Raw genomic sequence first — 12,049 nt, 5'->3', positions numbered from 1 at the left:
AAGGCACAACGGTGATCGGCCGATAGGCTGCGTACGCCTATGAGACGCATCCATGATCACCTCGCCCGTGCCGTCGCCACCGACCGCCCCACGTTCTGCGCATCGCTGGAGCAGCCGCTGGGATGATCTGGCAATCGCCAGGAAGCTTGGTGTGATCGGGATGCTGGCGCTGGCCGGCCTGGTCATTCCGGTGCTGCTGTACAGCGGCAAGCTCAATGAAAGTGTGGCCATCAGCAGCAACGAGTTGCGCAGCTACGCGCCGCTCGAACAGATGCTGGGGCTGATCACCGATCTGCACGCGGCCCACGTGGACAGCGGCAGCACCGCCCGCGCCGCGGCCGCGCGCGCCGAGCGCGATCTGCAGCGCCTGCTGGCCACCACGGCAACCATGCCGGGCTTCGAACGCAGCCAGAAGGCCCTGCTGGGCCTGCAGCAACGCCACGTCGCCGCTGCCGCTGCAAACGGCTACGCCGCCGTCAGCGAACAGGCGTTTGCCGCACTCGATGCCCTGCGCGACGACAGCCAGCTGGTCTACACCCCGTATATCGAGAGCTACCACCTGGTGGTGGCCACGCTGATCTACAGCCCCGATGCCACCGAGTCGCTGACCCGGCTGGATGCGGCCAGCGACCCGTCGCAGGCGACCGGCAGCCGCGCCATGCTGCGCGAACAGCTCAACCAGCTGGCGCGCAGCCACCGGCGTTTCCGCCACGAGCTGGACAAGGCGATCGGCCTGCTGGAACAGCCCGACCCCGCGCTGGCCGATGCCGCCAAGGCCGAAACCGCGCATGCGAACGCGGCGCTGGCCGCACTCGGCACCGCGCTGGACGGCAACGACGCCAGCGCAGATCTCCAGTGGAACGCTGCGCTGGACGCGCTCGGCCAGGCCATGCAAGCGCTCAGCAGCGTCTCGCTGCAGGCCTTGCAGCGCCAGTCCGAACGTCACCTGGCCGATGCCCGCAACGCGATGTGGCAGGCCATTGCCGGACTGTCGCTGCTGGCCGCGCTGATCGCGGCGCTGGGCTGGTCCACCCTGTCCAGGCTGACCCGCAATGTGCGCCGCGCCGCTGCGGTGGCGGCCAATATCGCCCAAGGCCAGCTCGGCGAGCCTATCGCCGCGCCCAGCCGCGATGAAACCGGCCAGCTGCTCGACAACATGCGCCGGATGCAGGAGCAGCTGCAGCGCGTGCTGGCCGCGCAGAGCGAGATGGCGCAACGCCACGATGCCGGCCAGATCAGTTACCGCATGGACGCCGATGCCTTTCCGGGCGCCTACGCCAGCATGGTGCACGACACCAACGCCCTGATTGGCTCGCATATCGCAGTGAAGATGAAACTCGCCCAGATCATGTCGCGCTATGCAATCGGCGACCTGAGCCAGGACATGGACCGACTGCCCGGCGAGAAAGCCGTGTTCAGCGACACCATGGATGCGGTCAAGGCCAACCTGTCGGCAATGAACAGCGAGATCAAGCTGCTGGCGCAGGCCGCTGCCAACGGCGATTTCAGCGTGCGTGGCGATACGCAGCGCTTCCAGCACGACTTCCTGGCCATGGTCGACAGCCTCAACCAGCTGATGGCCACCGCCGACGGCAATCTGGGCGCACTGTCCAGCGTGCTGCAGGCCATCGCGGCAGGCGACCTCACCACCCGCATGCAGGGCGACTTCCACGGCGTGTTCGCGCAGATGCGTGACGATGCCAATGCCACCGTGGCGCAGCTGGCCGATATCGTCGGACGCATCCAGCGCTCCACTGACGCCATCAACGCTGCGGCCAGCGAGATCGCCTCCGGCAACCAGGAGCTGTCGCAGCGTACCGAGCAGCAGGCCGCCAACCTGGAGGAAACCGCCGCTGCGATGGAAGAGCTCACCTCCACCGTGCGCAGCAACGCCGCGCACGCGCGGCGCGCCAGCGAGCTGGTGGTCGGCGCCGCCGCGGTGGCTTCGCAAGGTGGCACGGTGGTGGGCGACGTGGTCGGCACCATGGCCGGCATCCAGGCCGCGTCCCGGAAGATCGCCGACATCATCTCGGTCATCGACGGCATCGCGTTCCAGACCAATATCCTGGCCTTGAACGCGGCAGTGGAAGCGGCCCGCGCCGGCGAACAGGGGCGCGGCTTTGCGGTTGTCGCCTCGGAAGTGCGCACGCTGGCGCAGCGCTCGGCCGGCGCGGCCAAGCAGATCAAGCAGCTGATCGACGATTCGGTGTGCCGGGTCGAGCAAGGCAATGTGCTGGTCAGCCAGGCAGGTCGCACCATGCAGGACATCGTCGACTCGGTGCACAGCGTCACCGAGATCATGCACGAGATCAGCGACGCCTCGCAGCAGCAGTCGCAGGGCATCGAACAGGTCGGCCAGACCGTCGCACAGATGGACCAGGCCACCCAGCAGAACGCCGCGCTGGTGGAAGAAGCCAGCGCCGCCGCACGGGCGATGGAACAGCAGGCGCAGCAGTTGCGCGATGCGGTGTCGGTGTTCCAGCTGCACGCCGCCGTGGTGCCGGCCCGACGCGTGCGTGCCGCCTGACGCCCCTGCGTGCGGAGTTGGGTACGCGCGCGGTGGGCGACGCCGCGCGCATGGGGGCAGTCACACCGTGCACTCGTGCTGCGCGGTCACTGGCCGCGGTGTCTGCTACGTGGTCGCCGGCCGCGGTGTCTTGACCGAGACTGGCTGAGCCACCCCGCCTGCGCCTGCGATCGCGCATTGCACCCGGGTCGCAACCGAGGCAGTGGCGCCACCCCGCCGTTGCGGACTCGCTTCAACTGCCCAGCGCAGGTTCGATTCCTGCCGCAGGCAATACTGCCGCAGCCAATAGCCCCGCCTGCGCATACGGCGCCAGGCTCACCAGGCTGCTGCATCGCTCCAGCAGCCGGTGCCGTCCGCCCGTCTGTCCTTGCAACCGCAACGCCGCATCACGCTCGAACGAGTGAGCCAGATGTGAATCGGCCGGTCGATGCAACTGCGTCGATGGCACGCACATCGACGTTTCCGGTCCATTTCTGCACATGCGCGTCACTTCGGTGACGGCCGCCCATACGCAGCGCGGCTGACCAGTTCAGTCGCTCAACCACTGGCCGTTACCTTCCACGGCACGCTTACCAGCCTTGTCATCGCCGGGGTCTCCCGCTGTTGCCCGCGCGAGGGATCGGCTGGATGCCTGCCTTGCCGTACCTGCATCAGACCCACGCGTCCGCGCCGACGCGTTTTGTCCTTTCTTGCCCCACTGCCTCGAGACCCCCAAATGATCGCTCTTCTTCAACGGTACAACGTCGGCAAGCGCCTGAGCTTCGCCTTCGGCACGCTGATCCTGTTGTCGTGCGCACTGGTCGCTGCCGGCCTCTACACGCTGGCGCAGGCCCGCGACCGCATGGACACGGTGGTCAACCGCAACATCACGATCATGCAATACGCACAGGACATGACCAACGCCACTTCGGTCATCGCCGTGCAGCTGCGCAATATCGTGTTGCCCACCTCGCAAGAAGACAATCTGCGCTTCTACGCCGTCATCAAGGACCAGCTGAAGGACTACGAGGAGACCCGCCGCAAGCTGTACGCGTTTTCTGCCTCGCCCCAGGCCACCCAGATCCGCGACCGCATCGACCTGGCCAGCGACCAGGCCCGCAAGACCAACGACGCGGTCGCTCAGCTGGGCCTGACCGGCAAGCCTGACGAAGCACTCAAACTGCTGCTGGAGAAGGCCGCACCGGGTACGCAGCATTGGCAGAACGCGTTGACGGAGTATTCGGACCTGCAGCGCCAGCGCACCCGCGAAGCCTATGTCGCCACCACGGAGGAAATGGCACGTGGCCGTGCGATGTTGATCGGCGGCGGGCTGGCGGTGGTGCTGTTCAGCGCCCTGCTCGGCTTCCTGATCACCCGCAGCCTGGTACGCCCGCTGACCCAGGCCACCCGCGCCGCCGAAGCGATCGCCAACGGCAATCTCGACAACGATGTGCGCACGCAGTCCAACGACGAAACCGGCCGTCTGTTGCAGGCCATGGATCGCATGCAGGGCCAGGTACGCAACCTCATCACCGCCCAGCTGGACATGGCCAAGCGCCACGACGAGGGCCAGATCAGCTTCCGCATGGATGCCGGTGCCTTCCCCGGCGACTTCGGCCGCATGGCCAAGGACACCAATGCCCTGGTCGGCTCGCATCTGGCGGTGAAGATGCGCCTGGCGCATATCATGGGCCGCTATGCGATCGGCGACCTGTCCGAGGACATGGAAAAGCTGCCCGGCGAAAAGGCCTTGCTCAGCGACACCATGGCGCAGGTCAAGGTCAATCTGAGCGCAATGAATACCGAGATCAAGCACCTGGCGGTGTCGGCGGCCAACGGCGACTTCAGCGCCCGCGGCGATGCCGAGCGCTTCCAGTACGACTTCCGCGTGATGGTGGAAAGCCTCAACAACCTGATGGCGACCGCCGACGGCAATCTGCAGTCGCTGTCCGGCCTGTTGCAGTCGATCGCCGCCGGCGACCTCACCGCACGCATGAGCGGCCAGTACCAGGGTGTGTTTGCGCAGATGCGCGACGACGCCAACGCCACCGCCGCACAGCTGGCAGGCATCGTGGGCCGCATCCAGAGCGCTGCCGACGCGATCGGCCTGGCCTCGGGCGAAATCGCCTCCGGCAACCAGGACCTGTCGCAGCGCACCGAGCAGCAGGCCGCCAATCTGGAGGAAACCGCCGCCTCGATGGAAGAGCTCACCTCCACCGTCAAGCAGAATGCCGAGCACGCCAGCCAGGCCAACCAGCTCGCCATCGGCGCGGCGGCCGTGGCATCGCAAGGCGGCGACGTGGTGGCCAAGGTGGTCACCACGATGTCCGACATCCAGGGCTCGTCGAAGAAGATCGCCGAGATCATCAGCGTCATCGACGGCATCGCCTTCCAGACCAATATCCTGGCACTGAACGCAGCGGTGGAAGCGGCGCGCGCCGGTGAGCAAGGCCGTGGCTTCGCGGTGGTTGCCTCCGAGGTACGCACCCTGGCGCAGCGTTCGGCCAGTGCGGCGAAGGAAATCAAGCAGCTGATCGACGACTCGGTCGACAAGGTCACCCAGGGCGCCACCCTGGTCGATCAGGCCGGCACCACCATGGCCGAGATCGTGGCCAGCGTGCAGCGCGTCACCAACATCATGGGCGAGATTTCCTCCGCGTCGCAGGAGCAGTACTCCGGCATCGAGCAGGTCAACCAGACCGTTACCCAGATGGACGAAACCACCCAGCAGAACGCCGCGCTGGTGGAAGAAGCCACCGCCGCCGCACGTGCGATGGAAGAACAGGCCCAGCAGCTCACCGAAGCGGTCGCCGTGTTCAAGGTCGCAGAGCACGCACCGGTGGCGCGCCAGTTGTCGGCCATTGCCAATGCGCCCGCCAATGCCCGCGGCACACCGCGTCCGGTCGCCCGAACCAGCAGTGCCGCGCCGTTGCGGCGCAGCGCCGCAGGTGCATCCGCGACGGCAACCGACGTGGGCGACTGGCAGGAGTTCTAAGCGGCACTGACCGCTGTCGGCACGTCCGCAGGGCGTACATGCCGGTTCTGCAACGCGCGTGTCTGTGCGCGAGGGAAACACCACGCCCAGGCACGCGGCCATGTAATCCGCATCAGCAGCATCTTTATCACGGCACCGCACACGCGGTGCCGTTTTGCGTTGTGCACGACCAGGCAGCTGTCCGCACGCCCGCTATGCACCGTGGCCAGCGTGAAATCGCACTTCACATCGTCCGGGCCGGCCTGCGCCGGCGCACCTCCAAAACCGCATTCAAGCAGGGTTTTCTAGGGATATTCCCCACACACCCCCACCGATCCCCTACCCCGCATACACATGGCAGTCACGTGCCTGAGACCCGGCTTTACCAACCGATCCAGCCTGCCTCAATGCAGCAGCGCTAACGCCGTTATCTGACCGACGCATCACACAAGGGATGACGTGCAACGCACTGCTCCAGCACTGCGCTGCATGCCACTCCATCCAACGGCACATTCGCTCAGGTCACTCCATGAACTCCTTCCTGCACCGCTTCAACGTCGGCAAGCGCCTTTCCCTGGCCTTCGGCGTCTTGATCCTTCTCTCCTGCGCGCTGGTGGCCGCCGGTCTGTACACGCTCAGCCAAGCGCGCGAACGCCTGGACACCATCGTCAACCGCAACATGGCGATGATCCAGTACGCCACCGACATGCTGGACGCCAATGCCACCATCTCGTTGAATCTGCGCAACATCGTGCTGCCGACCACTGCCGAGCAGAATCGCCAGTTCGGTGAAGTGATCGACGCCCAGCGCATCCGCTACAAGGAGCTGCGCGACAAGCTCTACGCATTTCCCGCCGACGCGCACGACCAGGAATTGCGCAACGCGCTGGATTCGACGCGCGAGCAGGCACTGGCGCATAACCAGCAGGTGCGCGAACTGGGCACCGCCGGCAAGGTCGACCAGGCCATGCCGATCCTGCTCGAACGCGCCGCGCCGGCCACCCAGCGCTGGCAGGATGCGATCCGTACCTACTCGGACGCGCAGCGCAAGAGCAGCCAGCTGGCCTACGACCAGGCCAATGCTTCGATGGCGCGTGGCCGCAGCATGCTGATCGGCGGCGGCCTTGCGGTGGTGCTGCTGAGCGCCCTGCTGGCCTGGACGATTACCCGCAGCCTCACCGGCCCGTTGAACCGCGCCACCCGCGCCGCCGAGGCGATCGCCGACGGCAAGCTCGATAACGCCGTGCACAGCGAGGCCAGCGACGAGACCGGCCGTCTGCTGCAGGCGATGGACAAGATGCAGTCGCAGGTGCGCAACCTGATCACCGCGCAGCTGGACATGGCCAAGCGCCACGACAGCGGCCAGATCAGCTTCCGCATGGATGCCGACGCGTTCCCGGGCGACTACGGCCGCATGGCCGGCGATACCAACGCGCTGGTCGACAGCCACGTCCAGGTCACGCTGCGTCTGGCACAGATCATGGGCCGCTACGCGATCGGCGACCTCAGCGAAGACATGGACGCGCTGCCGGGCGAAAAAGCCAGGCTGACCGACACCATGGCGCAGGTGAAGACCAACCTGTCCTCGATGAATCAGCAGATCAAGCAGCTGGCCCAGTCCGCCGCCGACGGCGACTTCGGCGCACGCGGCGATGCGGCGCAGTTCCAGTTCGATTTCCGCGTCATGGTCGAGAGCCTCAACCAGTTGATGGCCACCGCCGATGGCAGCCTGCAGTCGCTGTCGGGCATCCTGCGGGCGATTGCGGCGGGTGACCTGACCGCGCGCATGGACGGCGAGTTCAAGGGCGTGTTCGCACAGATGCGCGACGACGCCAACGCCACCGCGACCCAGTTGTCCGGCATCGTCGGGCACATCCAGCACTCGGCCACGTCCATCAACGCCGCCGCCAGCGAGATCGCCGCCGGCAACCAGGACCTGTCCCAGCGCACCGAGCAGCAGGCCGCCAACCTGGAGGAAACCGCCGCCTCGATGGAAGAGCTCACCTCCACCGTGCGCCAGAACGCCGAAAGCGCTCGCCAGGCCAACCAGCTTGCCATCGGCGCCGCCAGCGTGGCCTCGCAGGGCGGCGAGGTGGTCAGCAAGGTGGTCGACACCATGAGCGGCATCGAAGCCTCGTCCAAGCGCATTGCCGACATCATCAGCGTCATCGACGGCATCTCGTTCCAGACCAACATCCTGGCATTGAACGCGGCGGTGGAAGCGGCGCGTGCCGGCGACCAGGGCCGTGGTTTTGCCGTGGTTGCCTCCGAGGTGCGCACCCTGGCACAGCGCTCGTCCGCAGCAGCCAAGGAGATCAAGAGCCTGATCGACGACTCGGTGCAGCGTGTGGCCGACGGCTCGCAACTGGTGGACCAGGCCGGCAAGACCATGGCCGAGATCGTGGCCAGCGTGCAGCGCGTCACCAACATCATGGGCGAGATCTCCGCCGCCTCGCAGGAACAGTCGGCCGGCATCGAGCAGGTCAACCAGACCGTCACCCACATGGACGAAGCCACCCAGCAGAACGCCGCGCTGGTGGAAGAAGCCACCGCCGCCGCACGTGCCATGGAAGAGCAGGCCCAGCAGCTCACCGAGGCGGTTGCCGTATTCAAGATCGTCGAGCAGGGCCCTGCAGCCCCCCGGCCCTCGTCGATGGTCGCCGCGCCGGTCAACGCACGCTTTGCCACCCGCCCGGCCGCACGTGCGGTCGGTAACGCAGCCCCGCGCCGCAGCACCACCGGCACGGCGACGGCGGCAGCCACCGCCGGTTCCAGCGACTGGCAGGAGTTCTAAGCCCCACCGCAACGCGTCACACCCGCAGTCTCCACAAACAGCATTCGAGCGCAGTTTGATTCGTGATCCACGAATCTTGAGGGCCGCTTCCTAGCGAGGGAAGCGGCCCTTTTTTTGTCCCTGGGGACCCGTCGGACGGCAGCGGGCGGGCACTGCGCGGAACGCTATTCTTCACCCAAAAATAACAAGTGCCACTCCGCCACGTTCGCTCCAGTGGGCAAGCGAACTGGACAATTGTGCTGTTTTCGACGCAAATCATCAATTAATCGCATAAACGGCCGCTATCGATTTCACGCATCCGTAACGCCCTCCCCCGGGCAAGGTCGATTCCTCATGCACTCCTTCCACCGGCTGTCTGTCGGTACCCGGCTGTCCGCGCTGCTGACATTGGTGATCGCGCTTTCCCTCGGCCTGCTGGCCCTGACCATCTACCGCCAGTCCGCCGCGGACATCGCATCCCAGGTCAAGGCCGAGCTGCACTCCAGTACCCGGCTGATGCAGCAGTCGGTCGCGATGTACGACGTCACCCTGACCGAGGGCACCCAGCGCCTGGGCAGCGTGTTCGACGACATGCTGCCGCGCGGCGCACGCGAGCTGGATACCGCCAGCACCGTGACCATCGGCGCGCAGAACACGCCTACGCTGCGCTCCGGCACACAGGTACAGAATCTCAATTTCGATGCGGTGGATCGCTTTGCGCAGGCCACCGGCGGCGTTGCGACCATCTTCGCGCGCACCGGCGAGGACTTCGTGCGCATCACCACCTCGCTACGCAACAAGCAGAACGAACGCGTGATCGGCACCCTGCTCGACCGCAAGGGCAAGGCCTACGCCGCATTGTCCGAAGGCAAGCCCTTCACCGGCCAGGCGCAGCTGTTCGGCGAGCAATACATGACCCACTACCAGCCGCTGCGCAATGCCGCCGGCGACGTGATCGGCGCGCTGTTCGTCGGTCGCAACTACACCCAGGGCCTGGCCGCACTCAAGGCGCAGGTCGGCACCACCCGGCTGGGCCAGGACGGCTATTTCGTCATCGTCGACATGGCGCCGGGCGAGCATCAGGGCCAGGTCATCGCCGCCCCGTCGGGCACGCCGGCCACCTTGGCGGCCCTGGTGCCGGCCGGGCAGCAGGCACTGTTGCAGTCGGTACTGGACGGCAGGCAGCCCAGCGCCAACCTGCAGTTGCGCGATGCCAGGGGCAACAGCCAGGCCTTCGAGGTCACCGCCCAGCGCTATGCGCCATGGCAGTGGGCGGTGATCGGCACCCAGCCGCGCAGCGCCATCGACGGCCCGCTGGACGAGCTGATGGGCAGCATGCTGCTGCTCTCGCTGGTGGTGCTGGGCCTGTGCATCGCAGTGGTGTTCATCGCCGCGCGCAAGATGGTCACCCGCCCGCTGCTGGCGGTGGAACGCGTGCTCGGCGATGTCGCTGCCGGCCGCCTGGACAACCCGATCGAGATCGACCGCCACGACGAACTCGGCCGCCTGCTGCGCAACGCGCGCACCATGCGCGACGACCTGCGCGCGCGCCTGCAGCGCGACCACCTGATCGCCAGCGAAGCGTTGCGCGTGCGCACCGCGCTGGACGATGTCAGCACCAACGTGATGATCGCCGATGCGGATCGCCGCATCATCTATGTCAACCGCCCGCTGCAGCGCATGCTCAAGAGCGTGCAGGACGAGCTGCGCCGCGACCTGCCCAACTTCGATGCCGATGCGCTGATCGACGGCAGCATCGACCAGTTCCATCGCAGGCCCGAGCATCAGGCACGCATGCTCGATCAGCTCACCGGCACCCACACCGCGCAGATCCATGTCGGTGGCCGCACCATGCGACTGGTGGTCAACCCGGTGCTGGGCGCAGCCGGCGAGCGCATGGGCTTTGTGGTCGAGTGGGCCGACCGCACCCAGGAAGTCCAGGTGGAACAGGAGGTCGCACGCATCGTGCAGGCCGCCGCTGCCGGCGACCTGAGCGGGCGTGTCGGCCTGGAAGGCAAGCAGGGCTTCCTGCTGCTGCTCGCCCAGCAACTCAACGTGCTGCTGGACAACAATGCAGACGGATTGTCGCGGGTGTCCGCGCTGCTCTCTGCGCTGTCGCAGGGCGATCTGACCGCACGCATGGATGGCGACCTGCAAGGCGTGTTCGCCACCATCCGCGACGATGCCAATGCCACTGCCGACCAGCTGGCCGGCATCGTGCGCCGGATCAAGGACTCGTCGCTGGCGATCAACGCGGCCGCCACCGAGATCGCCACCGGCAATGGCGACCTGTCGCGTCGCACCGAACAGCAGGCCGCGGCACTGGAAGAAACCGCCGCCTCGATGGAAGAGCTCACCGCCACCGTCAGGCAGAACGCCGACAACGCCGACCAGGCCAATCGGCTGGTGCTGGATGCCGCCGGAGTGGCAGTCAAGGGCGGCGATGTGGTGGGCCGCGTGGTCACCACCATGGCCGACATCGACACCTCGTCCAAGAAGATCGCCGAGATCATCTCCGTCATCGACGGCATCGCCTTCCAGACCAATATCCTGGCCTTGAACGCGGCGGTGGAAGCGGCGCGCGCCGGCGAACAGGGGCGCGGCTTCGCCGTGGTCGCCTCGGAAGTGCGGATGCTGGCGCAGCGTTCGGCCGGTGCAGCCAAGCAGATCAAACACCTGATCGACGACTCGGTGACCCGCATCGGCAACGGCGCCGCGCTGGCCTCCGAGGCCGGCAGCACCATGCAACAGGTGGTCAGCTCGGTGCAGCGCGTCACCGACATCATGGGCGAGATCACCAGCGCCTCGCGCGAGCAGGCCGCCGGCATCACCCAGGTCAACCAGACCATCACCCAGATGGACGAAACCACCCAGCAGAACGCCGCGCTGGTGGAAGAAGCCACCGCAGCTGCCCGCGCGATGGAAGACCAGGCCGCGCAGCTGGTGGATGCAGTGGCGGTGTTCCGCCTGGAACAGCAGGACCAACTGAACACCTTGCTGGCCAACGCACGGCACGCCTATAGCTGATGCCACACGGTCCCGCAACCGGCAAGGACACTGCACCAGACAGTTGGTCGGCGCTCACTGAAAAGCAGTCTCTCGTGCGGTGTGCATTAAGACGTGGAGCCGTTGCTCCATGATCCAACGAGGCGCATCCAGCGCTGCTCTTCCCATGCACACCGACCATCTCAACTGGTCCTTGTCCGCTCACCGTCGCGGGACGCTGAGCGGCATGGATGCCGCGCCGGAGCCTACATGGACGTACTTGCGGCGTGTCCTGCGATGGTGGGCGGGCAAGGACCCTGCAGCCAACTCGCAGCGTCGAGGGTGCGGCGCCCTCACCGCTCGCGGGACACGCCGTGAACCCATCCCTGGGGCTCTGTGGCGGCATCCATGCCGCCACACGGTCCCGCAACCGGCAAGGACACCGCACCAGGGAGTTGGTTGGCGCTCATCTGAAAAGCAGTTTGTCGGGCGACTTGCATTGACGTGAAGTCGATGCTTCACGCTCGGACGAGGCATCCAGGACTGCTCTTACCATGCACACCGACCCTCTCGACTGGTCCTTGCCCGCCCACCGTCGCGGGACCCCGAGCGGCATGGATGCCGCGCCGGAGCCTACATGGACGTACTTGCGGCGTGTCCTGTGATGGTGGGCGGGCAAGGACCCTGCAGCAAACCCGCAGCGTCGAGCGCGCGGTGCGCATCAGACATGAAGCCGATACGTTATGAGCGAACGACGCATCCAGCACCGCTCTTACCGTGCACACCGACCATCTCGATAGGTCCGCCCGCC

At 66.6% G+C, this 12,049-nt stretch carries 4 protein-coding genes; all 4 read left to right on the top strand.

The genetic code is table 11. The features are described 5' to 3' along the window. The first annotated feature begins 52 nt into the window (after positions 1 to 52). Positions 53 to 2,527 carry a methyl-accepting chemotaxis protein gene (locus EO139_RS08330; protein WP_126970210.1) on the top strand — a complete coding sequence of 825 codons (2,475 nt, stop codon included), beginning with the start codon at positions 53 to 55 and terminating at the stop codon, positions 2,525 to 2,527. Between the two features lie 715 nt (positions 2,528 to 3,242). Beyond that, positions 3,243 to 5,501 (top strand): methyl-accepting chemotaxis protein, encoded by a 2,259-nt coding sequence (locus EO139_RS08325; protein ID WP_126970208.1) that lies wholly within the window; start codon positions 3,243 to 3,245, stop codon positions 5,499 to 5,501. Between the two features lie 508 nt (positions 5,502 to 6,009). Further along, complete coding sequence (locus EO139_RS08320; RefSeq protein ID WP_047125433.1) at positions 6,010 to 8,274, top strand: methyl-accepting chemotaxis protein; 2,265 nt, start codon at positions 6,010 to 6,012, stop codon at positions 8,272 to 8,274. A gap of 333 nt (positions 8,275 to 8,607) precedes the next feature. After that, the gene (locus EO139_RS08315) at positions 8,608 to 11,280 is read left to right on the top strand and encodes a Cache 3/Cache 2 fusion domain-containing protein (RefSeq protein ID WP_126970206.1); all 2,673 of its coding nucleotides are present in this window, start codon (positions 8,608 to 8,610) and stop codon (positions 11,278 to 11,280) included. Positions 11,281 to 12,049: the final 769 nt, after the last annotated feature.

This window comes from Xanthomonas sp. BRIP62411 (genome assembly GCF_003993525.1).
Classification (GTDB): domain Bacteria; phylum Pseudomonadota; class Gammaproteobacteria; order Xanthomonadales; family Xanthomonadaceae; genus Xanthomonas; species Xanthomonas euroxanthea.
This window is presented reverse-complemented; position numbering and strand designations above follow the sequence as displayed.